Source organism: Citrobacter braakii (assembly GCF_009648935.1).
Classification (GTDB): Bacteria; Pseudomonadota; Gammaproteobacteria; order Enterobacterales; family Enterobacteriaceae; genus Citrobacter; species Citrobacter braakii.
Window position 1 is genome coordinate 2,026,227 of record NZ_CP045771.1, and the last position, 26,610, is coordinate 2,052,836.

At 47.0% G+C, this 26,610-nt stretch carries 20 protein-coding genes and 1 pseudogene; 13 read left to right on the forward strand and 8 right to left on the reverse strand.

What is annotated here, in order from left to right; translation table 11 throughout:
• Positions 1–11: 11 nt before the first annotated feature.
• A complete protein-coding gene (locus tag GFC06_RS09440) occupies positions 12–4,043 on the reverse strand; it encodes a helix-turn-helix domain-containing protein (protein ID WP_153690080.1) in 4,032 nt (1,343 codons plus the stop codon).
• A gap of 632 nt (positions 4,044–4,675) precedes the next feature.
• On the opposite strand from GFC06_RS09440, the gene GFC06_RS09445 reads away from it, so the two are divergent.
• Positions 4,676–9,859, forward strand: coding sequence for an NACHT domain-containing protein (locus GFC06_RS09445; protein WP_153690081.1), 5,184 nt, complete (start codon positions 4,676–4,678; stop codon positions 9,857–9,859).
• 187 nt (positions 9,860–10,046) lie between these two features.
• On the opposite strand, the gene GFC06_RS09450 is transcribed toward GFC06_RS09445, so the two are convergent.
• The 3 genes from GFC06_RS09450 to GFC06_RS09460 are packed head-to-tail and all read right to left on the reverse strand — an operon-like array spanning position 10,047 to position 11,314.
• Positions 10,047–10,382: a hypothetical protein gene (locus GFC06_RS09450; RefSeq protein WP_153690082.1), complete on the reverse strand. Its 336-nt coding sequence runs from the start codon at positions 10,380–10,382 to the stop codon at positions 10,047–10,049.
• Positions 10,383–10,412: 30 nt separating this feature from the next.
• Entirely contained in the window at positions 10,413–10,772 is a 360-nt protein-coding gene (locus tag GFC06_RS09455) for an acyl-CoA dehydrogenase (RefSeq protein WP_153690083.1), read from the reverse strand.
• 14 nt (positions 10,773–10,786) lie between these two features.
• The gene (locus tag GFC06_RS09460; protein ID WP_088883871.1) at positions 10,787–11,314 is read right to left on the reverse strand and encodes a hypothetical protein; all 528 of its coding nucleotides are present in this window, start codon (positions 11,312–11,314) and stop codon (positions 10,787–10,789) included.
• A gap of 190 nt (positions 11,315–11,504) precedes the next feature.
• Between GFC06_RS09460 and GFC06_RS09465 the strand changes: the two genes are divergently transcribed.
• The 5 genes from GFC06_RS09465 (at position 11,505) to GFC06_RS09485 (ending at position 14,552) form a co-directional block, all read left to right on the forward strand.
• Positions 11,505–11,879 (forward strand): helix-turn-helix domain-containing protein, encoded by a 375-nt coding sequence (locus GFC06_RS09465; protein ID WP_039695432.1) that lies wholly within the window; start codon positions 11,505–11,507, stop codon positions 11,877–11,879.
• A gap of 269 nt (positions 11,880–12,148) precedes the next feature.
• Positions 12,149–12,541: a DUF2787 family protein gene (locus GFC06_RS09470; RefSeq protein WP_153690736.1), complete on the forward strand. Its 393-nt coding sequence runs from the start codon at positions 12,149–12,151 to the stop codon at positions 12,539–12,541.
• Positions 12,542–12,660: 119 nt separating this feature from the next.
• Complete coding sequence (locus GFC06_RS09475; RefSeq protein WP_049269397.1) at positions 12,661–13,122, forward strand: hypothetical protein; 462 nt, start codon at positions 12,661–12,663, stop codon at positions 13,120–13,122.
• A gap of 1 nt (position 13,123) precedes the next feature.
• Positions 13,124–13,576 (forward strand): RadC family protein, encoded by a 453-nt coding sequence (radC, locus tag GFC06_RS09480; protein WP_153690084.1) that lies wholly within the window; start codon positions 13,124–13,126, stop codon positions 13,574–13,576.
• Between the two features lie 46 nt (positions 13,577–13,622).
• Complete coding sequence (locus tag GFC06_RS09485) at positions 13,623–14,552, forward strand: tyrosine-type recombinase/integrase (RefSeq protein ID WP_153690085.1); 930 nt, start codon at positions 13,623–13,625, stop codon at positions 14,550–14,552.
• Between the two features lie 43 nt (positions 14,553–14,595).
• Here GFC06_RS09485 and GFC06_RS09490 read toward each other — a convergent pair whose 3' ends face one another.
• Complete coding sequence (locus GFC06_RS09490; RefSeq protein ID WP_153690086.1) at positions 14,596–15,135, reverse strand: hypothetical protein; 540 nt, start codon at positions 15,133–15,135, stop codon at positions 14,596–14,598.
• A 227-nt stretch (positions 15,136–15,362) separates the two neighbouring features.
• Here GFC06_RS09490 and GFC06_RS09495 point away from each other — a divergent pair, with 227 nt between their 5' ends.
• The 7 genes and pseudogenes from GFC06_RS09495 to GFC06_RS09525 all read left to right on the forward strand — a co-directional run bounded on the left by GFC06_RS09495 (position 15,363) and on the right by GFC06_RS09525 (position 23,084).
• Positions 15,363–15,563, forward strand: a complete 201-nt coding sequence (locus GFC06_RS09495; protein WP_053390065.1) for a helix-turn-helix transcriptional regulator — start codon at positions 15,363–15,365, stop codon at positions 15,561–15,563.
• Between the two features lie 112 nt (positions 15,564–15,675).
• A complete protein-coding gene (locus GFC06_RS09500) occupies positions 15,676–16,788 on the forward strand; it encodes a hypothetical protein (RefSeq protein WP_080183478.1) in 1,113 nt (370 codons plus the stop codon).
• Positions 16,789–17,422: 634 nt separating this feature from the next.
• A complete protein-coding gene (locus GFC06_RS09505; RefSeq protein WP_153690087.1) occupies positions 17,423–18,895 on the forward strand; it encodes a hypothetical protein in 1,473 nt (490 codons plus the stop codon).
• Between the two features lie 81 nt (positions 18,896–18,976).
• Positions 18,977–19,186, forward strand: a pseudogene (locus tag GFC06_RS09510) (transposase); the annotation flags it as partial.
• A gap of 204 nt (positions 19,187–19,390) precedes the next feature.
• Positions 19,391–21,118, forward strand: coding sequence for an ATP-dependent nuclease (locus GFC06_RS09515; protein ID WP_153690088.1), 1,728 nt, complete (start codon positions 19,391–19,393; stop codon positions 21,116–21,118).
• Positions 21,115–22,539 (forward strand): UvrD-helicase domain-containing protein, encoded by a 1,425-nt coding sequence (locus tag GFC06_RS09520; protein ID WP_148374045.1) that lies wholly within the window; start codon positions 21,115–21,117, stop codon positions 22,537–22,539. Before GFC06_RS09515 ends, GFC06_RS09520 begins: the two co-directional genes overlap by 4 nt.
• A 56-nt stretch (positions 22,540–22,595) precedes the next feature.
• Complete coding sequence (locus tag GFC06_RS09525; RefSeq protein WP_153690089.1) at positions 22,596–23,084, forward strand: hypothetical protein; 489 nt, start codon at positions 22,596–22,598, stop codon at positions 23,082–23,084.
• 83 nt (positions 23,085–23,167) lie between these two features.
• Here the strand turns inward: GFC06_RS09525 and GFC06_RS09530 are convergent, their stop codons facing one another.
• The 3 genes from GFC06_RS09530 to GFC06_RS09540 all read right to left on the reverse strand — a co-directional run bounded on the left by GFC06_RS09530 (position 23,168) and on the right by GFC06_RS09540 (position 26,590).
• Positions 23,168–24,031, reverse strand: a complete 864-nt coding sequence (locus GFC06_RS09530) for a hypothetical protein (RefSeq protein ID WP_153690090.1) — start codon at positions 24,029–24,031, stop codon at positions 23,168–23,170.
• A gap of 1,142 nt (positions 24,032–25,173) precedes the next feature.
• On the reverse strand, positions 25,174–25,779 hold the full coding sequence (locus GFC06_RS09535) for a hypothetical protein (RefSeq protein WP_047499418.1): 606 nt from the start codon (positions 25,777–25,779) through the stop codon (positions 25,174–25,176).
• A gap of 136 nt (positions 25,780–25,915) precedes the next feature.
• Complete coding sequence (locus GFC06_RS09540; RefSeq protein ID WP_103766741.1) at positions 25,916–26,590, reverse strand: Crp/Fnr family transcriptional regulator; 675 nt, start codon at positions 26,588–26,590, stop codon at positions 25,916–25,918.
• Positions 26,591–26,610: the final 20 nt, after the last annotated feature.

The window sequence follows — 26,610 nt, forward strand, 5'->3', positions numbered from 1 at the left end:
GATAAAAGGGTTTATAACCAATCACCTTGGTCCGCACTGTGATCTTCTCTAATTGCATCTTGTTGATAGCTTATAGCAATGCGGTCTAAGCAAGCTGCGGTTCGAGGCCATTCAAATCTAAGATCATCAGCATCTTGTTTATAGCGTTCTACTAATATTCGTTCTTGCCCCCCACCATCATGTGGCATGCGTACAGTTACGCCACGGCGGTTGTAAACACCAACTTCAAAACCACTCTCCATTGCTCGACTTCTAGCAAACTCAAGAACTTCGCGAATTGCTTCTGGCGGCCACGTTTCATTTTTTTTTCTTTTTGCGGCAGAGAGAATCATGCCAATCGTGTCATCACCTATTTCACCACGACCTGCAGACTTCAGTAATTGACGAGCTTGCTTGACCCACGACATCAATACATAAGAGTCAATAGTCCCGTTCTCATCGGTCCCGGGTACAATTGCCCATTCATGCAAAACTTGATATGCCTGGCTTGCTAGATCACGGGCCTGCTTAGGATTTGCTGGTTCAGATTCAACTACACCACTATCTTCTTCAGGTAGATAGAGTAATTTCATTAGTGAGGTAAAAAATATAGGGTCTTTAGCAAGAGCCTGATGTAAGTTTCTGGCTGGATGTCGTGAATGCCGTAAAACTTGAAAATAAATCCATTCGAGCCTCACAAGTTCTTCTTTTGAAGTCTTTACATCACTCTCCAGGTAATCTAGGAGAATACCAATATAATAGCTCGACATCGTATTATCATTATTGGGAGAGTCTTTAGTGCTTGCAGCGGTATGCATTACTCTAATAATAACTGAGCCCTCTGGTTCTATTTTTATATTATTAGCAAGCCACGCAAGAGCATCGTGACTTCGGTCTGCCAGAAGTAAATGATTAATGACATACTCAAGCTCTAAATCTGCAGAAAGCCTAAATGTAGGGATCGTCTGCCAATATATTGTACTAATATTAACTGGTCTCGATTCTATTTTCAGCCAAAGCGACATTACAGGTGGTAATACTTGGGCAATGCGTACTTCCGCTAATTCCCCCCAATTATCAGTTATAGCTTGTTCCCATATTTCTTGAACCCAAGTTTCGCTTTCTGAGCCTTTCGTGGCTTTGAGTCCATAAAGAATCCCCAAACCAATATTTGCTATATCTGAATCACCAGACATTAGAGCTTTTTTCATTAGAAAATGTTTATGCCGACACTTTGTTGAGGATCGCGCTAAAGCAAGACCAAAATCGTAGTGCAGCGTAATTGTTGAAGAGAAATGAAATATTTGTTCAAATTCAAGTTCTGCAAGTAAGAACTCTACTGCTTCCAATTGTCTCTCTTCGAGCCTATTTCGTTGTGTTTGCCAATCATAATTTTCGCCTAACTCATTGGCCCCTGCACAAAATAGCCAGCGAAAACGCTCCTCGACATTTTCTGGTGTTAGTGAAAGAAATATAGCATCCAACGGTGCCAATTCTTCTTCAGACAGAGCCCATGGAGCATCTTTGAAGCCACGGTTTCTCTGTAAAAAATGCCGTAACTCATTCCACAACCTTTCTTTTTCATCAGAAGATGTGAGGTTAAGGGAGTAATCAGCTAATTGCTTAGCTGCTGAAAATTTCCAGTTTGAATCAAAATTCCCCCAAAGGTGGAAAAGTTCAAACCACCGTTCGCACCTCCCATTTATATGCATTAATAATCTTTCACCGATTTCACATGCTGCTGTTGCAACAGAGGACCAGGTAATCGACTCCGGCTCATTAGGAGTGAAATCACGCCAATTTGGCATAGAAGAAGGTTCTGAAGTATCGTGTGAACGAGGTGCTAATGCGAGCAATAACTTCCAACCAGCAATTGGATGCAGCGATATGATCCGATCAATGACCTTAATACGTTGTGATGAATTAGCATAAGTTTGTGGTGACCAACTAACAAAAATCCGCCTTAAAGAAACTGCTGGACGGTTTCCCCATCGACCTCCGGGATCAACATCATCTAACCAAGCCAGTAAAAGTGCAGATTGCATTAGATAACGCGGGCTACGCGCTAACATCTCTAATGCCCATAACAAATTTGAAAGATACTCTGTGGGTTGCATTATCCCTTCATCACTTCGGAATAATGACAAAATCTGAGGTGAATCGCCTTCCAACCCAGCTTCTACGGCGTCTAGAAATACCGTTGGGGCTGCTTCTGCAAGATTATGGAAATCCTGAGACAAAGACCACCAAAGTGGCTCAGTTGCATTATTAAGCAACTTATACACCGCACTATTCACATGAGAAGATACATCCGTAATAAGCGTTGCTACCTCTGGGAAAACAGCCAAGGCAATCATCGATTCTGTTAAGCCACGTCTGATGCTACCTGATGGTTTCCCTACGCTATTATCTTCATAGAAGGTATCGGCATTAGGTTGAGTCTCAAAATGGGGATCAATGGCGCTCACCACCGAATGGAATGTATTCTCAAAGCGCTTTAGTTGGTGGGAACTTAGCTGATTACCTACTTGAGTCCAAAGATCTCGTAATGAAACTACTTTCCAAAGATTACCAGAGCGAATTAATGGACCACCAAAAGTGGATGCTAACGGTGCCAAGATTTCTTCTACCTGCTCATAAGAGCAACCAGCTAAATCACTAATAATTTTTTGATCTTGAGATGAGGTTTCATCCCAGCTCCCCGCGAACATTGCGGCAATAAGCTCAGATGAAACATGTTCAGCCCATTGTGGTTTATAGTTTGGGGCTATGGGCATTAAGCGCCTTAATACCGTAATACTGCGGCCTGATGCGTGGGCATAACGATGAGCATCCTCCTCATTTAATCCAGCATGAGTTAATGCTATTTTTAGCTCAAATCTCCATGGGCGGGGGAGGCGTATTGAATGACCGGATAGATGAGACACATCTGAGCCATAGATAGCGTAGACATGGTGACCATTATTAACAAGAGATTGTGCAATCCCCGGTTCTGAAATAGTGAGAACAATGATTAATGGCGTGCCTAAATCAGCTAATTGCCGGGCTGTTGTTGCGTTGTCAACTACGACACATTTGCTCCAATAGAAGAGCTTATGCTCTTCAGGCAGAGGACTTATAGATGCATAAAGAAAAGCTAGTGCTTCATCGGGAGCTTCGGCTTGCACCGAGAGTTGTTGCGGTGAATCTCTTAACCACCTAAGGACTTTTGTTTGTTCTTCATCACGTCCGGCCAAGATAACATCGGGAGTGAGAGGTGTTCTCGTTGCGTGAATCCACTCGCTCCATGACTCTTCAATATTACGTAATCCCTGTGGCCGATGACCTATTTTTACTGACAACCACTGAGCGACCGCAGGATAAATTTCTAACCAATGGACAAGATCATCAGCATCAATGGCACAGACATTCAGCCAAATATTGAGAGCTTTTTTCTCCTCTACCCACTTATTTTTACCAGGAAAGCGTTGTGGAGTAACGAATACATACGTTGTTTTATCTGGACTATACCCGAGTGGATTCCCAGATCTTTTATTAAAATCTTCTTCTGCCTTAGCGCGGATAGAGGTACGTTGAGCACCAATTTCCCAAACAGAATCACCCTCAGGAACGAAGCCCAAACCCAAACTCGTTTTACACTCACCATCCCAACCAGGATATTGCACACTCTCATCTGATGGGAAATGAACTTTTGCGGCAGGACCTACTGTTGCAAAAATTAAACGTCGTAATAATTCAGGAATACCACTCTGACCATCTCTCCGTTCACCCCACTGTGAAAGGTGAGTTGCATTAATCCAGCGCATCAAAGAACCAGGTTTTACATTTTCAGGTGGCTGCAGCATACCCCTTTCAACTACCCCACCAGCTATAAACTGCAAGCCTTCAGCTTCTAAGGCATCACGGATAGCTTGGGCATTATTTGCTACTGGAGTACGAAAGCCACGCTCAAAATCCGCAAGTGTAGATGTTGCCACATTTGCTTTGGAGGCCAGTTCTTGTTGAGACCAAGCGAGAAGAGCTCTTGCAGCTTTAACTTGCTCTGGTAAAAGGAGCTCATTCATTACAAAACCTCATATTTTTAATATGACATCACAATATCTGTCTAAAAGATGAGCGTCAATGCACAATCGGGTGGATGTATGCCAGACCTGTTACAACTTGGATTTGGGGCCATCTAAACATGACGAAGACCACGTGGGTGGACTCCAACTATAGGGCAGGATCGTCTACCGGGGCGGGGTCAGTCCAACTCTAGGGCTGATTTGCCTACAAGCTCATGGGCACTCCACATCCTGCGTATAGCAGCTAGCGTAGCAATGGTCGCCAGCTCAAGAAAACGGGGCATGCTTATCGAACTTTATCACGATCGTGGAAATGTTTAAGCCGATCTTAGATTTCCGGATTCCGTGGCATGGAATGCCAAGGTTCAGCTAGTAAGATTGCTATATGGTCGTGTATACGAGTGTCTATCGCTATCGGTGCTCCTTGAGCACGAGACCATTTTCGATATTACAAGAGCCAAGATTTGGAGAGCTGGTTAGCAAGATCATTAAGGATGTTTGAATCTTTGTTTGGAAGAGAATTTAGTGCACATCGATTGGGTAAAAAAATATAATGTCGATAGGTATGCCAATAGTTAAAGGCTGGGTCAGCGCAAGATAAACAATGGGCGACAGCTTCGAAAGGAAGAAGCATGAGAGAACAGCACACGTTACCTGAGGATAAAAGCCCAGGGACAAGCACGCTTGCCAGTGGGCCTGCAGGTACTCATTTTGAGGCCCAAGTTGCGGCGTCGTACATGCTAGCCATGCTCGCTGGTGCCCCTGCACGTGGCCTTCCCGGTGCGTCAATAGATCGAGTAGCCTTGCAACAGGCCAACGCGGGGTATCCGCTTGATGACGTGATCATTCACGGGCATGACAACATTTCCGGGAAAGTGGCTGTTCTCGAAGTTCAGGTTAAGCGGTCTATCACCTTCGCCGCTTCCGATCCGGTCTTTCGTAAAGTCGTGGGCCAAATCGTCAAAGCTTCTCAACGACCTGATTTTTCAACCCAGCGATACGAGTTAGCGATCGCGACGACTAAAGGGTCTCGCAAGATAGATGGAGCATATCAAGACGTACTCACACTAGCCCGCCAAATTAGCGACGCAACTACGTTCGCCGCACAAATTGATCTGGCTGGTGTAGCGAACGACGATATGCGCTCATTCGTCAAGACGTTCAAAACCCATTTACTTGATGAAGGTTCGCCTGACGACAATGAAACTGTTTGGTTTTTGCTGCGTCGGATCCAAATTTTGACCTTCGATTTTACGGCACCCGGCTCTGCATCGCATGACTTGGCACTGGAACGGGCCCTTCGTATCCTCCATGCTGATGACGGATCGCGTGTTGGGGCCTTTTGGGGCAGTCTTATTGAACTTTCAATCGATGTGGCAAAAAGCGGTGGAGACAAAACCCGCGACACGGCACTAGTGACACTTGCACAATTTGGCTATCGGTTCTTAGGTGAGCGACGCCACATGGCGGCCCGTGCTGCATTGACTGAGTCTTCACGTTTGGCTCTTGCTGATATTCGTAATCGAGTTGGTAAAGCAGTCCTTGCTAGGCAGGAGCGTGTTGCCGCTATACATGCAGCACTGGGGCTTGGGCGCTATGTAGAGATCCGTGGAGATGCAGGGGTCGGAAAATCAGGGATCCTACGGCAGATGGCCGAAGCCATGCAAACTGAGGGGCCGGTCATTGTACTCAGCCCAGGGCGATGCGTTCCCCGTGGGTGGGTGGCATGGCGTGCACAGCTAGGCTTCGACGGTACGCTACGTGAGTTACTTGCCGAGCTTGCAAACGACGGTGGAGCCACGATATATATCGATAACCTCGATTTTTTCAATGCAGAAGAGAGGCTCACCGTTGTAGATATTGTCAGCGAAGCATCTATCGTTCCAGGCTTGGTCATTGTAGCGACAGCGCGGCTTGAGTCTGGGCTCGATGAGCCCAATTGGCTACCAAACGATGCACTAGCGCGTTTGGGACTAACTGAACCAATCATTATCGATGAGCTGAGTAAGGCAGAGGTCGAACAGCTAAAAGCGATTGATCCTTCTCTTGCGCCCCTTCTCACCGAAGGTCATCCCGCACGTCAGGTCGCGAGGAACTTATTTCGCCTCTCACGTCTAGCAAGCCAGACCGCATCTGAGCCGATGCCCCGTACCGAAGTAGATATGGCCGAGCAATGGTGGATTAATGCGGATGGTACACGTGATGCCGGTTGGCGTGATCGCTCTCGGCTACTGCAGGACTTGGCTTTTCAGATTTTGTCTGGTGCCGACTTTCTCGATATAAAATGTCACAGTGCTATCCCGATCGATGCCTTAGTGTCCAGTGGCACGCTGCGAAATCTAAGCACCGACCTCGTCGCATTTCGCCATGATGTACTGCGAGAGTGGGCGATCGCGAATGCCATTCACTCTGACCCAAGGCTTATTGACTGTTTACAACTAGATCGGCCGGCAACTGCGATGTTTGCTCGTGGAATTGAGTTGGCAGCTCGTATGGCGGTCGAGCGGGCGGTTGATGGTGTGAAGTGGCTCGCGATTGTTGAGCGTTTAAGCCAAGTGGGAGTGCATCGGTCTTGGCGCCGAGCTGCGTTGCTTGCATTAGCTCGGTCAGAGGCTGCGGAAACACTTCTCAGTCGTGCATCACCTGAGCTTCTTGCCAATAGGGCCGCATTGTTGCGGGAACTCATCCGAATCGTCATGGCTGTCGATGTACTTCCGGCTGCAAAAGTCTTTGCTGCTGCGGGAGTGGACCCAGCACTGATACCCCCATCAGTCAATATCCCACGTGGTCCAGCATGGATAGCGTTGATTACCTGGCTGTTGGAGACTGCGGAAAGAGCTCCCATTGAAGCTATTCCCGACATCGTCCAGCTATACACAGCATTTTCCATTGGTACACTTGGGATTACCGATATCACGGCCCTTACAACACGACAGATATACGGTTGGCTACGGCTGTTAGAGCCAAGAAACGAGATGCTTTTGCCGGGTGAAGAGCCTCTGTTCAGGGGGCACCTTGATCGGAATGGTACTCAGTCCCTGAAATCTGACCTTCGCGATGCGTTCATCATTTTTGCACGTACAACACCGGAATTGGCTGCCGAATACCTGACAGCAGTGGGAAGTAGCGAACACAACGAATATATTGTGCGCAGTATCTTGAAGATGCGCGGCACGTTGGCACAAGCAGCCCCAGCTGAACTGGCCAATTTAACCGCACAGGCGTTGATCTCGGGGCCCCGGCGACGCAAGCGCCACTTCGGCACGGAACGCGAAGAGGCGTTTACCTATTTCGATCACGTGTTCCTTCCGGTATCCCCGGCCCAAGGCCCATTTCTCGATTTATTGATTAACTCACCCAAGAACGGCCTGGCCCTGATCCATCGCTTGGTTACACATGCAGTCGCACTTGAGAGCCAAGGAGCCGATTCTGGGATAAATGGATTCAAGCTGGTCTTGCCGAAGGGTGTGCGCACGTTCCCGTGGAGTCAGACTTACTTCTGGTCACGCAACAGTAATTTCTACGCCGTTACATCCTCACTTATGGCACTTGAAGCGTGGGCTCATCGCCGCGTAGATGCAGGTGAAGCATTTGAAGATGTACTAACAGATGTTCTTGGTCCGCCAGGCTCATGCGCTGCGTACTTATTGGTGGGAGTTGATCTTATCATCTCGCATTGGCCTAAATCGCTTAGGATAGCCACGGCCTTTCTCGGCTGTCCCGAACTGCTGTGCTTAGATCGCATGCGTCAGGTGCATGATAGAGTCGAAATACCCGAATTCTTCGGTCCCAACACTTCGCGTAGCGAGTCGAAAGGTAATATGATTGCGGCTGATCTTCAGCGTCGCTCATCCAGACGGACTTCTCTTGACGAACTGATCGGTTCCTTCACGTTCCAAGCATCTTTGGATCAACGTACCGCGCTGAGGACGCTGCTGGTGAGCGAGGCGGCTCGTTTAGGCGAACCCGTCGCGAGCTCTAATCTGAGAAGTCCGGAATTTATGGTTCGGTATGCGCTGAATCTATCAGATGCCGCAAATTGGCAAGAAGTTAAAGTGACGCTCAGGGACGGATCATCCACCACCGCGCGCGAGTACGTATCACCTCCGGCAGAGCAAACCCATCTACAGGCTTTGCGCGATGCCGCAACCGAACGAGAGTTAGGTTTCGCCACATGCTCTGTGTTGACACTCGCGATCGACGATCCATCTCAGTTACTGCCGGAAGGTCGAACAGTGGCAGTGGCTTGGGCACGACGTTTGGCGATGGCTACGACAGACATTGAATTCGACGCCGATGACGACGAGCGTTGGATGCAAGAGGAAGCGTTTGTGGCGGCCGCCATGATCGTGATGCGGGATGGTAATGATGCCTTGTATGCTGAACATGGAGAATGGGCTCGGTCGCAACTGGGCAAGACGCTTGTGGCGCTTGACGACCATCCTGTGCGTCAGATGCGAGGGGGCCTTCGCTTCAATCCGACTGCAATCGCCTATGCTGGATTGATTCACGCCTTGCGACATCGATCAACAACAGAAGATGTGCGGTCACTTCTTGAGGTAGCTGCTAGGGGAAATCACGCTGCCGCGCACGGCTTAGGGACGTCCGTCGCAGTCCTCGCGGCCGTCGATAGTCGTCTTCCGAGATCTATTCTCCGATGTGCATTCAGCGCTTGTGTTGTTGAGGAGCGGGTTTGGGATGCGTCGGAGGAAGAAGTAGAAGCTCGTAAAGCGCGCAGCCACGAACGAGCACGGGCAGCCGTTGCCGCCGAGATCTCATGGCTAAACAGCGATGGGACGGAGCCATTGTGGCCAGTTTTTCCAGAAGAGCCCGCACGGCCGGGAAGGCGACTACGCTTGCGAGAAGTTAGCATGGCTGCATCAAAGCAGCCAGAAGTGTCAATTACCTCACCAAAAGTGCATGCAGATCATCAGAGTGCGGCACTCTGGCTACGCCAAGTGAATATTGTCTCCGAGGATGCTGCGCTGTCCTGGCTCAGCGAAGTCGTGAAATCCTACATGCCGTGGACGACCGTCGCAAATGGAGCAAACCTAGACGACGGAGATGAAACGGATCAGCCTCCATCTGAATGGAACAATACATTCTTTGATTTGGCTGCGCGTTGCGTTGTCGGGCTATCGTCGTCTGAAGTCATTGAGTTAGTCGTACAGCACATAATTACTCTTCCAGACCAGAATTTCTACGACGTACTCGTCGATTTTTTGCGCAGCTTCGATGTGGTTTACTTTGGTGGCAATAGTATTCCGACGCAGATTGCCATAGATGTTCGCAAAGTACTTGTTGACCATATGCTCACCACGCGTGGATGGGGGCGTCTCAACCGGAGCAGGGACTTGTCAATCGAAATGCACCTTGGCCCGGCAATCGCAGTGTTGTTCTTCAACGACCAAATGTTTGGGAAGGGATCGAAATGCTATCTACTTGAGAAGGGAATGGATCGAATTGGTCCGTTTTTACCTATTCTGGATAAATTAGTCAGCAAAGGGCCGTCACCGTTCGTCGCATTGTTGTTACTCAACTTACTTGAGGTTGCGCCCCGGGCTGAACAACTGAATATGCTCGTCGGGGCTGTAAGTGTATGGCTTGAGGTCTATCCTGATTTCCAACAACTATGGATTGACTACGGCGTGGGCCGCCGATGGTGCTTGGTGATGGAGGCTATACTGGGACGTAGCCCTTGTAGTTTCAGTAACAGCGCGCCGCTGCGGCCTGCCATCGACAACTTCGTCGCATCACTTGTCGCGCTCGGTGTACCCGAGGCCGCACGGCTGGAGGAGGAACTTGGCAAGCTTTGAATTACTAATGGTCAATCGGTGTGCTCTTGACCGCTTGCTGTGATGCAGAAGCGCTCCAGTTTCCATGATGAGATAAATCGAAATTTCATACATTGCTTGAATAATTTGATATTCCAATTTCTATAGAAAATTTTAAAGCCCGCGCCATATTAAATAATGGTGCGAGCAGGTTATACAAGTCTTTTGATTATAAGCCTGATACGTTTATATAGAACTGACCTTTACCTTCATCAGTTTTCTGAATCCGATAGGTGATTGGTAGGGAATTTTGCAGGTCAGGTTTTGTGAACGTTAAATCAGCCGCGCAGTGATAAACATCCAGACCTGATTCATAGCTAATTGTTCTGACATTTTCTACAGAAATACGCACATCCTTATCCAGCGTCATACCTTTCTCGATTGTCTTTCTGGCAATATCTACGACAAGATTTTTTGCATCGTCACTACTACATTTTTGGGTTTTCTCGCCGCAACCAGCCAGCAAACCAGCTGCTATTAATACCAGAAGCATTGTTCTTTTCATCTATAGTTCCTTCGTTAATTAACTATACTTTTATTTCTTATTAAACAGACCATCCATTGCACCTGTTGCGGGGGCTCCGCAGTAACCTTCGCAACCACGAGTCATAACGCTGGCCTTACCGTTTTTCAGTTCACTAATTACTGCAACACACTGGCTGGCATTGTCATTCCAGACCCAGCGACGTTTCTGGCTTTCTCCAGCAGCTATTTGCTGTGCCGTACCATCCACATTGCATACGCCCAAGCCATCTCCTTTTGAGGCATTAATGTTGAATTCAGCATTGCCCTTTCCAGGATGCAGGGATAGAACCGCTCCGGGTTTTACGTACTGCGCTGCCGCAGCTGGAAGTGCTATGGCTACCATTAATAAGACCAACAGTTTTCTGTTCATTATTTAAATCCCTGTTAAGTAATACGGATGTTTTTGGTGATTTTCCTAAGTGCCAACGGTCTGCGTTTTTCCACAAAGAAATAAACGACGTTGAATGCGGACTTGCGGTGATTCCCTCGACCAAGAGTGGGCCAGTTACGGAAGGACTCAATCTGTTCTTCTGAGTAGGGCGTGTCAGAGAAGTCAAACAGCACAAGCAAGGCTTTGCCCTCGTGCTTCATCAATTTCTTTACTTCTGTACTGTTGACGGTTGCGGAGACATTGGAACGTGCCGCAGTTGGTTTACGTACTGCAAACTCAACGGCTACATCATCAATGACAAAATCAATGTAACCGTGCCCGGATACAGTTCCTGGCAGTTTGCTTTTTACTTCCGGTGAGACATTATCTGCAAACCAACCCAGCAAATAGCAACGTACCAAAGGCAGTAATTCCCGCTCGCTACATTCATTCAGACGCAGTGTTTTGACAAATTCTCGCCGGTAAAGAGAGCTGAAAAAGTACTCAAAGCAATCCGTTATCTCAGTAATGGTGGTTGCCACAATGTTCTCCTTTTTGTCCACCTTTGCTCTGCTGCTCAACAGATGGGGCTTTCAATCCAGCCTGGTTGATCGGCTGTAGTTGTTTTTGTCTATAAAAGACGTAAATATCAATTTTATGTCCATTAGTGATGTTCATGCAAGAGTAAAAAAGCCCCAGAATTCCTCTTATGGACGTTCTGGAGATAAAATGATGGTTAAACTGATGGCAGATTCAGCTGATAAGCTGGTAGGACAGCGTATTCAGGCCAGACGTAAAGAAGCAGGGCTAACTGCTGCCGATCTTGCAGAGACTATCGATATCTCTCAACAACAACTTTCCCGCTATGAACGCGGAACGAATAAGATCAATATTGCTCATTTAGTCAAAATTGCCGTTGCTTTAAAAACTCCAATCAGCTGGTTCTTTATTGATTGTATGGAGGATTTAAATGTTTCTGATATCCCGATTAACTATGCCACTGGGCTTGACGTTGAATTAAAACAACGTCTCGAGCAAGTCTGGAATAAGCTCGATAATACTAAGAGAAAAAGCTTAATTATGTTTTTAGATGAGTTTATAAAATAACAACCAAATTAGTTCCTGAGTGAAACTATTTGCTTTAAAAGCATAGCCCTGGTAAAATAACATTGCTGGATAGTGTCATATTGTCCAGTGGCTGATACAAACTAATTGCCAACTTAGCATTTCATTTTATTATCCCATTCTGATGGGAGGACGTCTATCGTCTAAACAGTCAGTATGGGCAATGGTCAATTATTGGTTTGTATCATCAATCCAAATGCATATTTTTCGGAATGAAAACGATGAGTGTTATCCATCAGGAAGGGCTGGCTATGCCCGTCGATCAGGAATTGATAAATATCATAATAAATGAAGCGGGAAATCCACCGCCGCATAAAGCCAAAATTACAGCCGTCAGTCTGTTATTTAAAGACCTGAGTTACAGCGCTGAAAAGGGCGGTTACCATCCCGTCGAAATACGGATTATTTCACGCAATGATGAATGGTATTTCGATTACATTACCGACTTCAGTTATATGGGGACGGTATACCCTGAACTGGAAAAGGAAATTGATATCAGCTGGAGTCAGCAATATGTCTTTCTTGCTCATGTGGGTGACCTGCCTGTTCACGTCGGAAAGGAGCTGTTTGAACTCTGGCAATCCAACTTTATTCAGTATCACGCCATGAACGTCTACACCATCACTGTTCTCTGGGAAAGCTAATCCCACCACACTAATCATCACTACTTTATGGAGAATTATCTGTGATTGATAGCAGAGGGATACGTGCGTCTCAACAGGGCGAACTGGACTGTCTTTGCGGTGCTTATTGCGTGGTTAACATGCTGAGCTGGCTGTATGACGGCAGGGTGAAACGACGCCCGTTAATGAATCGGCTTATTCAGGTTTATCAGCAGCGCTGGCCTTTGCATGAATGGCTGACTGAAGGGATTGAAGAGGACCGCCTGGACTGGCTGATAGCGCAGGTGTTGCAGAAAGGGTATTACAGCCACCAGTACCCGGTTCAAATCACCAGACCCTTTGCCGGGAAGCGGGGATTAACAGATGGGCGGCTTTTTAGGGAAATGCAGCGGTTTCTAGACGTCACTGACCACTCCCGCCTGATTATGCTCAGCGACCAGTTTCACTGGTCTCTTCTGGTCAAAATGGATGAGGAAACGCTCTGCTTCTTCGACAGCAACGGGCGAACCACCATGCCCCGTAAAGCCTTCTCCCTGCGTACTGGTGTAACCCGCCGCCAGCTGTTTCCCAGTGCCATTTACTTTATTGAACGGGAGTTCTGACATGACCATGTTTACCCAGCGTGAAACCCGTATCCTTGACCAGGCGCGTGACATTATCAGCCGGTACTACCAGCGTGGCGTTCAGCTCTGTTCCCCTGATGATGTTCGACGGTGCGTAATGGTTGAGCTGGCACCGCTTGAACATGAAGAGTTTGGCATCATCCTGCTCGATAATCAGAATCAGCTGCTGCACCGCGAAATCCTCTTCAGGGGGACGTTAAACTCGGTCAGCGTTCATCCTCGCGAAGTTATAAAGCTTGTACTGAAACATAACGCTGCCGCAATCATTCTTGTCCACAACCACCCCAGCGGTGAGCCTGAACCCAGCCGTTGCGATATCCGGTTGACCAAAAAGCTTCAGGAGCTGCTAGAAATGCTGGATGTGCGGTTGCTTGATCACTTTATCGTGGCAAGAGCTGAAACGGTGTCGATGGCTGAACGGGGGCTGGTGTGATGCTGAAAGTTACCTGGTTTAATGTACGTTATTGCGGGTTAGGCGCATGAGCCGGGTTGCGTTGCGTCAGGTCGTGCCTATGGTACAAACCACCGTGTTCGATGCGTATATTGGCGGTCTGGCCCCCTCGGGACGGCGGGGCATCATCAGCCTGTTAAACCGCAGCGCTGGCATACTTAAATGCGGTGTGGATGCAGCAGGTTATCCATGGGAACAACTTAACTACGCCGCCGTCGCTAAAGTACGTGCGGCACTGCTGGATGACGGTTACGCCGTGTCATCAGTCAACATGGCGCTGTCAGCACTCCGGGGTGTGGCGCAGACGGCCTTTAACCTCAATTGCATGGATGCCGAAATGCTGGCGCGTATCCGGTCAGTTAAGCGCGTGAGCGGCGATGTCCAGCGCAAGGGAAGGGCGCTGGGCAGGCAGGAAATCCGGGCACTGATTCAGGCTGCAAAACAGCATCCGCAACCGGTACGGCGCTACCGTGATGCCGCTATTGTGCTGATGCTTTGTGGAGCGGGCCTACGGGCCGGGGAACTGGTTAAACTTGAGCGCCGGGACTACGACAGCGGTATCCTGACCGTCAGGCAAGGGAAGGGGCGCAAATACCGCGAAATTCACGTGGCGGATGTGGTGGATAAGGCTATACGCGCATGGCTAAAGGTCAGCGCAGACGAGACTGACAACGCACTGTTCAGCCGTATTCAGCGCAACGGTAAGGTCGCCAGCCAGCCGCTGACAACGACCGGGTTAACGGGGATTCTGGAACAGTTACAGCAAGCATCAGGCATAGCGCGGTTTACCCCGCATGACATGCGGCGGACCTTCATTACCCGCTTACTGGAGCAGGGTGTGGATATCAACACCGTACGCCAATTGGCAGGCCACAGCGACATATCCACGACGACGCGCTATGACTGTCGTGGCGAGAGCATGAAAATCAGTGCCAGCAAGCGGATTAGATGCTGGTAAACATGATGGTGTCTGTTGGTGATTGAGCCTGAAAATATTGAACCTACTTAGCTTTTTTTTTGACCTTTTTCTCGTTTGACTCAATCATTTTTATAACGAGAGCTGAGTCAGAAAATGTATCTATATCGACTTTTTTCCACTTTCCTGACTCAACAACAATTTTACCGCTTTGGTTGTCAAAATACGGTATATCTATACCAGCATTATTAAGCTCCCTGGCTATCATGTCAGTGGGTTTGCCGTCAAAGTTCGCTTGCCATATTTGGTTATAAACGTTGTATACAAGTTCTGAGTTTTTATGCTTGCGAGACAAGATATTATCTATGTAGTACTGGTTAACCAGTTCCGCTATCACAGCACTTCGTTTCTCAGCTGCATTTTGTTCCTTACGACTTATAGCTGTTTTTTCAGCGATCATCTCCAGCCGGGCTTTGGTCTCTTCCTGCATATGGATGGGTACGATCTTTCCAAACCTCGCTGCAACTAACCCCTTTCTTTTTTGTTGTCTCGCCCTGTTGAGGCTTCTTTCCCTTTCTGCCTTCTGCTGCATTAGTGGCTGCAAAATCGTATCGCCATTTGGCATGAGTACATTTCCTTGCATCGAACAATCAACCTACGGGCTAGGTACTCCCATCATTTCCGTGATTATCACGGTGGACGAATTTTACGCGTGATAATCACGATTGCCAATGCACAAAATCTAATCTTTTGCCGTGATTATCACGATAAACGGTCTAATTTTCGTGAAAAGAGGCGGTTTGCGTGGTTGTAAATAGCAGCGCTCCTGAAACAGCTCAAAGGAGCACAAGCATGAACACCAACCGTATTCTCCGCAAAAAAGAAGTTCTTCACCTGACCGGGATCTCGTCCGCGACGTTGTACCGACTTATAGCTAAAGGAGACTTTCCAAAATCTAAGAAACTGACTGGTGATAGCGGTCGGGCTGTGGGCTGGGGATCAAATGAAATTCAAAACTGGATTCAGTCGCGTGGGATTAGCAATACGCAGTGATCTGTAAGCCTTATCCAACCCCTGACATACAACCATATAACCAGTAACAGTGATGATACCTGCATATGAAAGAGGGGATCACTGTTGCTGCTATGCGCTATCGGAACAGAATATGACGCAACAATTTAATCGTGAACGAGTGACATCCTTACGTGACAAAACCTCACTTGGAGTTAATGGTGCAGGCCAGTCTACGCATGGAAGTATAGACAAAATAGCATGGGTAACGGACATGCATGTCCGGGAAGAAAATCAGATACTCAGACAGCGTTTGTTTGGCCTCGCTTCAGGTGGGCGCTACCTGATCAAAGTTCGACCAGCTGGTAAGTATGAGTGTGGCGGGCACTATCGTCATGTAGTCGAGATCCGACTGAAAGCTAAATCGCGCAAACACCCCATATTACTGGCAATCCATTTTGACCCAACCAGTAGTCAGCGTGGATTTCAGCGAATGGAACTTAGTCCCCAGCACTATTCTGCGAAACAGATAACGGATTTGTTTGTGTGGCTGGGGCGGAAGGGACGCATCGGCAAGTATCTATATCGGGGATTACGTAATGCCTGGATAACAACTATCCATTACGCGCTGGACGTGGTGGGAATGAAGCTCCACGACTATTTAATCAGGCTGGTTGGTGCAAGGAGCGGCGACTTTAACGATTTGCATGGAGAGCAGGAAGGGTTACGGCTGGGGTCTACGACTATCGTCGCGTCAATATATGAAAAGGCCGATGTTCCGGGTCTGGCAACTGAAAGAAGGTATGAACAAGCTGTCCTTCTGCTTGATGAGCAACAGTTCCGGCGTTTTTTGCGACTGGAACTTCGTTTATCACCCGGCAAGAAAAAGCTCATGCTGAACAACATGCTAAACATGGAGAATCTGGTATCTAAACTTGCATTTTATGACCGTAACGTGCTGGTAGATTCTGAGCTTGAACCTGATTTTTCTCGCCTGCTACGTGAGTATGTTCCTTATCCGGTTGCCAGAGCGGATTACCAGCCGTCAGCAACCCTGAATGGTAAGCAGGTCAGCTCAGCGAAAAAAGCTGCTAATAAGCGCGTTGATAAACTCATGGAGCGCTACCGTGTAGAATTGTTCGATTCAGAGGCTGTATGGGCTATGTTACCGCTTGTGGTGGAAAAACTTGGGATTCTCGCGCAACCGCAATACTGGCAGTTTAAACATCGCCAGAAGTGGCTTCAGTTGCGACTGACACATGGGTAATGGTGGTAGGGCAGGGATGCCGTTTGCTTCAAAGCATGAAAATGGAGGACATGTTAAATCAGAGACCTGAAAGATGACGGTTTTAAACCGCCCAACGTTGCCGGATTTTGGCGTGGTAGACCGGCGAACTACCGCTGCTGTTTAGTGTCCGATTCGCATCTCGTACAATGGTAGGGGGAAATCGGCGATAGTTTCCCCTTATTCTGACAGTTGCAAGGAGCGGCGGTTTTGAGCAAATTCGAGGTTTCAAAAGAATAAAACCAGAGAATAACATGTGTCTACAACCGCTATTGAATATCACTGGGAGGAAGTTGCACCGCTTAATAACCGGTAACGTTTTACGTATCCGCTAATCCCATTCTGACCAAGCTGATATTTAATCGCTATTTACGTCTACAAGGTATATAGATGTATCTATTATACTCTGTATACACTCTATCTCTATATTGTTGTATATATGTCATTACATACTATAGCCATTATCCAGTATCAGCTATCATGAGGCTCCAGCCTCCAATATTATGATCATTATCCAGCATCTGAACCTTGTTGGGTTCACATATGATTTGCGTAATTCAGTTGTAAATAAATGGGGTCAGGGCATGGTGCTTTGATCTCTATATACAGGTGGATTATGGAACCATACATTACGCATAACAATATCCTTGTGACAGATTCAACGCTGGCCTATTTCAAGTCGGTCGTTTTCAGTATTCCTTATAATGGTGTGCCAAGTCTTCGGCGTCCATTTTATCGTAATATAGCAGTATTTCTTCAGCATGTTATTTGTGTGTCGACCTGTAGTCGTAAAAACAAGAAAAAAGCAAAGATTAAGGCGAGTAAAAAATGGTCTTATTCTGTGCCAGTACCATTTGAATTAGGCCGAGAGAAACTTCCCGGTGTATTTAAGAAAAGTGGGCCAGCCTATGAACGTGCAATGGAGGCACTGGCAAGCGCGGGAATCATTAAACTAACCGGGTATTCAAATGCTCAACGCTCATGCCGGGAATATGCGGTTTCTCAACGTGTTCTGCGTAAGTTGTTTGGCAACGACCGCGAGGCATACCTTAGCCGTAAGGATCGCTACCATTATCTGACTGACATTTTCACCAAACGTAAAAGCTACTCATTTGATGAATTGATCGGCGTTGCGATCGACCGAGGGCAGAATGCTAAACATCAGCAGTCTAAACGCGATATCCCTAACGTAGCCTTCAGGGAACTGGTTGTAAGAGTTTGGGACAACCTTGAGCCGCTTGAAATCAATCTGGATGCATTGCTGGATTACTATAACGAGAATTCCACGAAGAAGAACAAAATATTCATTTTCAACTTCCTGTCGCGACTGGCTGAAACAGGTGTGGATTTGGTGAAGGAATCACCGCTAACGGTTTCTTACAGGCAGTCGTATAAAACAGCGTGCATCGGCGGGAGATCCTTTGAGGTTGGTACAGGCTTCCAGACTCTACCGTCTAAAATGAAGTGGGCGTGTCTGGCACGTGGTGTGAACTATGACATCAAGGGATGCCAGCTTGAGATACTGCGACATGAGCTGTTGAGTATTGGCATTTCGGCCAAGTCGCTGGAGGTGCTGGAAACTCAATATATCTGCCGGGTATTGCGTATTGCTGAAGAACTGGTGAAACAATTCAGGTTTTCTAGCGTATTCAACGCCGGGTTCGTTACGCTATCGCTAAAATCCAGTACCAGACGCTTATTGAACCATGAGTTAGGTAAGGTAGAAGCAAAGCGAGTACTGAAACGCTGGAAGCACTTTCTTAAACCCTTGAGGCGGGATTTGGCTTTACTACTGGATCATTACGAAGGCACAGCATTGACCAACCGTTATGGTAAATGCGTTACTAACGCGGTAGGGCAATCTTTCAACATTACCTACAAAGATGTGGCAGCGCGTAAACGCAGGAAGTCAGATGTGATGCGCCGAAAGCTGTTGTCGCACATATTACAGGGTCTGGAAAGTCAGGCTGTATACGTTTATGTTGCCAGCCATAATGGGGTTTGTGCACTGGAACACGATGGGTTTGTTTCTTATGAAGAGGTAACTGACTGGTCCCATCCATATCTTTTGATAGAGAAAAAGCATTAAAGGGCCATTTGTAGTGGTTTATTGAATTTGGCCACCTGAACAGAGGTGATATGCTCACCTCAGAACATTACAGGTGCCTCAATGAAACAAAGAAATTTCAGCGCAGAGTTTAAACGCGAATCCGCTCAACTGGTCCTTGATCAGAACTACGCCGTTGCAGCTGCGGCCAGTGCTATGGATGTGGGTCTTTCTACCATGACGCGATGGGTAAAGCAGTTGCGGGATGAACGACAGGGCAAAATACCTAAAGCCTCCCCTATAACCCCGGAACAGATTGAAATACGTGAGCTGATGTGGGGAAGCCAACGTGGCCCCAAAGCATAAAGTACAATAAGGCTCTCGTTCCATTAAGCGCTTAGCGGCAAACGAAAAATTCTCCTTTGCCCATTTTTCCCGGATAACCACTTGTATCATAAAAATGTCCCTCATCTTATGCCATGATATTTTCCATGTGAGATTATAAAGCGCGAGCATTTCTGCGCAGGGAGAAAGTAGATGGCAGTGATCCGGCATATCAGTATCGAAAATTTCAGGTCAATAAGACAGGCAGAGTGGTATCCCGGCCCGGGCTTTAATTGTCTTATCGGCCCGGGGGATTCTGGGAAATCCACATTTCTTGATGCTATTGACCTGGTGCTGGGGGCCAGACGTTCCTGTTCATTTAGCGATGCTGATTTCCATCTGATGAACACCGGTGATCCCATCTCTATCAGCGCCACTCTCGGCAAGCTTGATGATGGCATACTCAATCTGGAGCATTATGGCCGGTTTCTTCGCGGGTTTGATCTAAACACTCGCGAAATTCATGACGAGCCTGAGCAAAATGATGAGATGGTCATTACGCTGAAGCTGATGGTCAACGAAGATCTTGAACCTGACTGGTTTCTGTTTTCTGAACGGGCGGCGGAAGAGGGGATAGAGAAAAGACTTCAGTGGAAGCACAGAGAATGCCTTCATCCTACACTCCTAGGAACCGTTGCCCATCATCATCTGGCCTGGGGTAACCGCTCGGTGCTTCATAAACTTTCTGAAGAGACCTTCAATGTCAGCTCAACCCTGGCCGAACTCTCTCGTCAGACCCGGCAAAACTTTGCTGCACAGGAGATGCCGCAGCTTGAGGGCATTCTGGGTGAGGTGCAGACCATAGCGAATGAGCTCGGTGTTCCACTCGGTGAATTAAAGGCGCTTCTCGATGTGAATGGTGTTTCACTGTCCAATAGCGCCATCAGCCTGCATAACAGTGACAGCACGCCATTACGAATGCTGGGGACCGGATCATCCCGGCTGCTTGTTGCCGGCCTGCAAAAAGCGGTGGGTAACCCCGGGATAATACTGGTTGATGAAGCTGAATATGGGCTTGAGCCATACAGGATCAGTCGGCTCCTGCATAAATTAGGGTCCCGTGACGCTGAGCCTCTGTCACAAGTCTTTATTACCACGCACTCTCCCTACGTGCTTCGTGAGCTGAAGGCAACACAACTTTGCGTTATGCGTAAATCTGACGCCGGTTTTCCGGCCCCATCACATGCATTTCTGACGTTAACTGGCGACGATCAGGAACAGGCCACGCTACGTGCCTGCGCAGAAGCCTTTTTCAGTAAAGCGGTCATCGTGGGGGAAGGGAGTACAGAGGTCGGGTTCATTCGTGGAATTGATCTCATCTGGCAGCGTAACAGACACCCTGGATTTCAGGAACGGGGGGTTTTTGCCGTAGATGGCAGTGGGGGTGACAATTATTTTAAGCGGGCCCGCGTATTTGCTCAGTTGGGTTACAGAACCGCGTTACTTAAAGATTCTGATATTACGGAAGAGGCGCACAGGCAGCAGACTGAAGCCTGCCGCCGTAGTGGAGTCACTGTTTTCGAGTGGGGGGAGGAACTTTCAACAGAAGGAGCTCTCCTGAGATGGTGTCCGGTCGAAATGATACGCGATATTGTTATGCTTGCCGCTGAGCTTAATGGTGAAGAAAGAGTTGACCAAAATATTAAGAACTATTCTCAGAATGCTTATGGTTTTGAGAACTGTACCCATGCACCTGAAGATGGAATGAGAATTCCGGTGGCGAAAGCCGCAGGTAAATATGGCTGGTTTAAATCCATTGGAAAAGCTGAGATCCTTGCTGAAAACATTATCGCACCCCATATCCGCTTATTCGATGAGGCGTTCCGTGCCAAGATAAGGGGATTGCGTAACTGGGCGGCTAATCATGGAGATCAGGGATGAGCATTGAGGCCGTGCTGGGTGCCCGCAGAGGTCTGGTTGTTGCCCCGGCCGGATGTGGGAAAACACATCTGATAACCGAAGTGCTCAGTGTTGCCCAGCATAAGCCTTATCTTGTGCTAACACACACCACTGCCGGGGTTACCGCGCTGAAGAAACGGCTTAAACGCTTCTCTGTCCCCTCACAGAACTATGTTGTGACAACCATTGACGGGTGGGCGCTAAGAATTGCAGGCAGTTTTCCAGGCCTGTGTCCTGTGGATGTTGGGCCGGAAGTGCCTAACCAGTTCTACCCCTCGCTTCGGCGATCAGTGCTTGCGCTGCTCCGGGGGGGTAATATCAATGAAGCCGTCAGAGCTTCCTACTCACGTCTGCTGGTCGATGAATACCAGGACTGTAATGTTCTGCAACATGAGATGACCGTTGCCTTATCTCATCTTCTGCCCACCGTCGTGTTTGGCGATCCCATGCAGTGTATATTCAGCTTCAGTGGCCCGATGCCTCACTGGAGAGATACGGTTCAGGTGAGCTTCCCGGTTCTGACAACCTTAGATACCCCATGGCGCTGGAATAATGTGAATGCTCCTGCGCTGGGTGAATGGATTCTGGATGTAAGGGAAAAACTGCTCAACGATGAGAGTATTGACCTGGCGTCCTGTCCTGATTTTGTCCGTTTCCATTCACTGACGCGCGATCAGAATGCAAACCTTGTACGCCAGCAACAGGAATATTACGCGCTGTTGCGGCAATATCCTGATGACTCACTTCTGGTGCTGGGTGATTCCCGCAGAGTCACGTCCAGACACCAGTTTGCGCAGCGCATAAATGGAATTGATGTGGTTGAACCCGTCGATCTGAGTGATGTGATGAGAATGGCGCAGGGGCTGGATAGCGAAGATACTGGCTCCGGTATGCTGGATAGAATACTGCGTATTGCGACTGAAATGATGACGAATGTGGAAGTAAACCTGACGTTACGTCGCGTCAGTCGCATTTTGGCGGGCAGAAATCGCACCGCTGCCTCCTTGCTTGAAAATGCGCTGGTTACGCTTGTCAGAGAGCCTTCCCGGCATAATACTCGCTCTGCACTACAGCATCTGGAGGAAAAAGAGGGAACACGTGTTTTCCGCTCCGGAGCCTGTCAGGCCCTGAAGGATGCGCTAAGTTTGTCTGTCAGTTCCCCTGAGATGAGTATTTATGAGGCTGCCTCGGTGGTTCGGGAGCAGCGAAGGTACCAGGGAGACAGACGAATTACTCACAGATCTATTGGCTCGACACTCCTTCTGAAAGGGCTGGAGTGTGATCATGCCCTGATACTGGATGCCGGCAGCATGAGTGCCAGCAATCTTTATGTGGCTCTCTCAAGAGGGGCTAAATCTGTCGTACTGTTTTCGGGGAGCCGTGAATTCAGGTCTGGGCGGTAAGTTAATTGACTGGCCCGGTTGTGCCGGGGGTTACAGAAATATATGAGGAGTCTGTTGTGAAGTACAAATGTTCATTCGAATATACGTGCGTGAGAAAGGATGACTGCTTTATCGATATTGGCTTGCTGGGAGATATGCAGCCCACAATTATTAAAGGTACAGCAGTGATTGCGTTTGTGGACACGGCATGGTTAGCGGAGCATGCGTCAAACGCAATAGGCGAGCCTGTTCCGGATAAGTGTTTAGTGAAACAGAGTGAATGGAGGGGCAGATACCAGGCGGGGGCGCGATTTGACTTTCCCCAGATATCAAGTCTGGCGAAACACACCGTTCAGTTTTACCAGGGGCGAAACAGATCCCTCATTGCACATGAAATGGGTATTAAAACTATTCCGGTTATGATGCCAGCATTCTGTCTGGATAACATTCATGAACATATATCAGATGATCAGGGGTATCAGCGTTTTGATTTGACAGAGGTAAAATCAAAATTTCCGGATATCACTGTTTATATTAAAAAGAATGGCGCCTTGCAGAAGGTCTGATAGCCATTGTGGAGTGCCATCTCCATCAACTGGTTATAGTGATGCCGATGGGTTGATACCATCGGCATCATATTGAATGAATTTCACTGGAGTTTTAGTGTATTTTGTTTTTGTTGTACAATGAGCGGCGTGTTTATCAGCAGTGATGTTTTTATCATATCAATGGCTTCCTGACGCTCCAGATTGATGTATGGGTCGATATTGAGAAAGGCATTCATTCTGAGCTCTTTCATAAATTCATAGATGATATACAGGTGTTTTCTGGATTTCTCCCCTTTTATAATATGACTGTTTGTAAAGAAAAGAACTTTTCTTTCTTCTTTGTCATACTGGTCTTTTTTGTCTTCGTCACAAAGAACCCTCAATGTCTTGTATATTTCTTCAACGGCAATGTGTGATGAAAATGCAATAACTTTCCTGGTATCTTTAAAAGGGTGAGCAAATATTTTATTGCGTAAAGTTTGAATGCTGCTGTCTTTTATTTTTTTCAGTAGTCGTAATAACGGTGAGTAAACTTCTTCAAGATTATTTCTGGTAATTAAATCACGATATTTGTCGTGGTGTGAAGCCGGGTCCTTGCCATCGTCAGGGATATCATCGATTAATGCTTCAGCAAGTTTGGCATATTGAATGAAAAGCTGTTGAACAAAACTTTCGTGCATCGCTCTGGAAAATCTGTCCAGTTGTTCTTCTCTGACGGTGATTTGTTTCCTGAGATACAATCTCACGTTCATATCAAAAAGCGATGAGCAGTTTATTAAAGAGTGATAAATATGTGATAAGGCGACATACCGGTGAACGTATCTTTTGTAGTTTGATTGATAATTGCTCAATGCACTATTATAGCAGTCATTGCCAAAATGGTTCTTCAGAACAGGAAAACAATCTTCTTCAAACAGGCAAAACTTTATCATCAATGAAAGAGCGTGGTCTGCTTTATTTTCCATTTATGGGCTCATCCCTATCTCATTTTTTAGTCATATTATCAGCAATTGTCAGTCAGCGAAAAGGACTACCGTTAATGTAAGGTAATTTTTGATCTCATAATAAACGTTGATCTACTATCCCTGTGTAACACCGTTGTTCATGGGACAACTGCCAATGCTTCAGTACCAGTGTGTACCGAGTGATCTGAGAGAAGCGCCTTCGGGTGATCACGTGCCAATGCCATCGAAGCCTGAGAGGTGGCGTCTTCGGACGATATGTCTGTTACTCTTGGGAACAGATGCTGGTTCTGTACTGAAAGATCCAGTGGAGGTGGAGTCTACCTATTTCTGAATCATTTAATGCATTCAGTGCCATCTACATAGCGCGTTCTCATTCATGATGATTTGAGACATGCGTCCTCAGTTTGAACGGTTTATGACTGTTTTTTTCTATGACTTCTTAAGCCTTCGTGCTCAGACAACCTTTGCATGTACGGGTATGCCAACCATCTGGCGCGACGAACGTCGCAACATTTGGGGCAGGTCAGGGGGTTCTTATAGGGCTCGTAAGTATCTGGCGATGCGCCATGAATAAAGATCCCGAAAACTATGGGCATCTCGTATGCACTGTTTGCATATACTATAGGTTGAATTGTAGGTTTTAATTAAATTTCAATAAATATCTATGTTAATCAATAATAAAACACCAATGCATCATGGGGGTGTGGGAGTCTAAGTTTTCTATTGTACTCATTGGTTTATGATGTCCATTTTCTTAATTTTTAATGAGTTAGTGATTTTTTGGTTATCATTAAGTTTCACGTTGTCTCATCGAATATCATGAAATCCTACATTTAAAGGTGGGTTAAAGTGTGCCTTGCCAACCTATACCTGGGTAAAATATGGGCATATACAGAGTAACCTACCTTGATGTTCATGACTGCATAAGGTGCATGATAACGGAGTCTTTATGGCAGGAAAACAAGAGGGAAAGCTACTTTCGTTTAAAGCGGTAGAAATGATGAAGCCTGGCGACAAAGATAAGTCCATAAATGACTCTGAGGTGTTTGTTAAATCCGTAGTGATTCAACCTGTACGACAACCGGGGCGATACCTCAGTCGGGAGGCCATTAGACAGGCCTCGTCGTGAGGATCGAATCTGCTTACAGATGTGGGGTCGATCCATTATTCTGGAATACACCGGTATCAGGACGATGTTTCATGCAATTTATCTGCTGGAGTTCCTCAATGGTATATTCGCGGTACAAGAAATACTGGATTTGGGTACCGTATCTGAGGTTCATTTTCTGAGCCAAGGCTGATACCCGCTGATACACTGCTTTCGTTGAGCAGTGCAGAAGTTGGGATGTGGCAGTAATATTTATTTGTCGGCGTAACGCACAGGCTACGGAAATCTCGGTATGGGTAAGGTTACGTAGCTCCCGCAAAGAATCAATTATGGTGAGTATATGATAGACAGTATATCTTCGGCCTTCATTAATATACTGGATAAACTCCGTTACAGAGGCGGTTCTGGAGATACCCTCCAGTGATGAAAGCACCTTTGATAACATTCCACGGCCTTTTACAAAAATGATAGAATAGCTGTCGGTCAGTTCATTGCAAATACGATGTTTAATATCATGTAAGCTGAAGAAAGATTCAATATCAATAATACATAAGTTCTCTTCGCGCAGGCTATCTATTGGCATCAGCCCTCCCGCAGACCGGGTAAAAAAAATATCATCAGAGAATACGACAAACGACATTGGGAAAAACCTTAACTCTTTGTTTTTAAGAAAAATGAGTCCGGTGCTTTCCTCAAAGGGATACACTGGACAATAAATGATTTACTGATTTTTTGAGATGAAACTAAGAAATTACAAGAAGATCCTCATTCAGACGCTATTTTTTGTCTGACATCATTAGCGTTATCTCTTTTTTATTTAGCATGGAAATAATCCCCTGATCCTTCAGGCTATCCAGGGCACGCGACAAGGTGGATATCGAAATGCCCAGAACCTGGGCCAGTTCTTTCTTACTGATCGGTAACTCAAGGTTGAGATGCTCAAAGCCATACTCTTTATAAGTGCGAGACAACAGTTGCAGGAAATATTGAACCTTCTGCAAGGTATCACTTTTGGTCAATACTGAAATAAATTGCTGTTTTTCCTGCGCCGAACGTGACAGGATCCTGACAATAAAATCTGTAAATCCTGGCATCAGCTGGCTCATTTCGTAGAAATGATCGCTTCTCAGTACGCAAACTTCTATTTCCGTTGCGGCTTGAATATCCTGCTGACTGTAACCGATGTGCAGCTCCTCCACGCCCATCACCTGTCCTGGCAAAACGATCCCCATCAGCTGCCCGCGCGTATCGTAAACCTTAGCGGCCCCGCTACGTAGGGCATATAGCGCGTCTATTTTCTCTCCCCGACGATAAATATATTCACCTCTGGCAATCTTCTTTTTTGTCTCCAGATTGCGGATAAACAATGGATCTTTCTGCCTGAACAGATAGGCGGAGCACAGTTCTGCAAAACCGCACTCTTCACAATTGACACAATTATTTCTTTTCATAGTGAATGTATAACACTATC

What these genes read in the sequence shown, in the direction of transcription:
- GFC06_RS09440 (WP_153690080.1), bottom strand. Translation starts at nt 4,043, where the DNA reads ATGAATGAGCTCCTTTTACCAGAGCAAGTTAAAGCTGCAAGAGCTCTT.
- GFC06_RS09445 (WP_153690081.1), top strand. Translation starts at nt 4,676, where the DNA reads ATGAGAGAACAGCACACGTTACCTGAGGATAAAAGCCCAGGGACAAGC.
- GFC06_RS09450 (WP_153690082.1), bottom strand. Translation starts at nt 10,382, where the DNA reads ATGAAAAGAACAATGCTTCTGGTATTAATAGCAGCTGGTTTGCTGGCT.
- GFC06_RS09455 (WP_153690083.1), bottom strand. Translation starts at nt 10,772, where the DNA reads ATGAACAGAAAACTGTTGGTCTTATTAATGGTAGCCATAGCACTTCCA.
- GFC06_RS09465 (WP_039695432.1), top strand. Translation starts at nt 11,505, where the DNA reads ATGGTTAAACTGATGGCAGATTCAGCTGATAAGCTGGTAGGACAGCGT.
- GFC06_RS09470 (WP_153690736.1), top strand. Translation starts at nt 12,149, where the DNA reads ATGCCCGTCGATCAGGAATTGATAAATATCATAATAAATGAAGCGGGA.
- GFC06_RS09475 (WP_049269397.1), top strand. Translation starts at nt 12,661, where the DNA reads ATGCTGAGCTGGCTGTATGACGGCAGGGTGAAACGACGCCCGTTAATG.
- radC (WP_153690084.1), top strand. Translation starts at nt 13,124, where the DNA reads ATGACCATGTTTACCCAGCGTGAAACCCGTATCCTTGACCAGGCGCGT.
- GFC06_RS09485 (WP_153690085.1), top strand. Translation starts at nt 13,623, where the DNA reads ATGAGCCGGGTTGCGTTGCGTCAGGTCGTGCCTATGGTACAAACCACC.
- GFC06_RS09490 (WP_153690086.1), bottom strand. Translation starts at nt 15,135, where the DNA reads ATGCCAAATGGCGATACGATTTTGCAGCCACTAATGCAGCAGAAGGCA.
- GFC06_RS09495 (WP_053390065.1), top strand. Translation starts at nt 15,363, where the DNA reads ATGAACACCAACCGTATTCTCCGCAAAAAAGAAGTTCTTCACCTGACC.
- GFC06_RS09500 (WP_080183478.1), top strand. Translation starts at nt 15,676, where the DNA reads ATGACGCAACAATTTAATCGTGAACGAGTGACATCCTTACGTGACAAA.
- GFC06_RS09505 (WP_153690087.1), top strand. Translation starts at nt 17,423, where the DNA reads ATGGAACCATACATTACGCATAACAATATCCTTGTGACAGATTCAACG.
- GFC06_RS09515 (WP_153690088.1), top strand. Translation starts at nt 19,391, where the DNA reads ATGGCAGTGATCCGGCATATCAGTATCGAAAATTTCAGGTCAATAAGA.
- GFC06_RS09520 (WP_148374045.1), top strand. Translation starts at nt 21,115, where the DNA reads ATGAGCATTGAGGCCGTGCTGGGTGCCCGCAGAGGTCTGGTTGTTGCC.
- GFC06_RS09530 (WP_153690090.1), bottom strand. Translation starts at nt 24,031, where the DNA reads ATGGAAAATAAAGCAGACCACGCTCTTTCATTGATGATAAAGTTTTGC.
- GFC06_RS09535 (WP_047499418.1), bottom strand. Translation starts at nt 25,779, where the DNA reads ATGTCGTTTGTCGTATTCTCTGATGATATTTTTTTTACCCGGTCTGCG.
- GFC06_RS09540 (WP_103766741.1), bottom strand. Translation starts at nt 26,590, where the DNA reads ATGAAAAGAAATAATTGTGTCAATTGTGAAGAGTGCGGTTTTGCAGAA.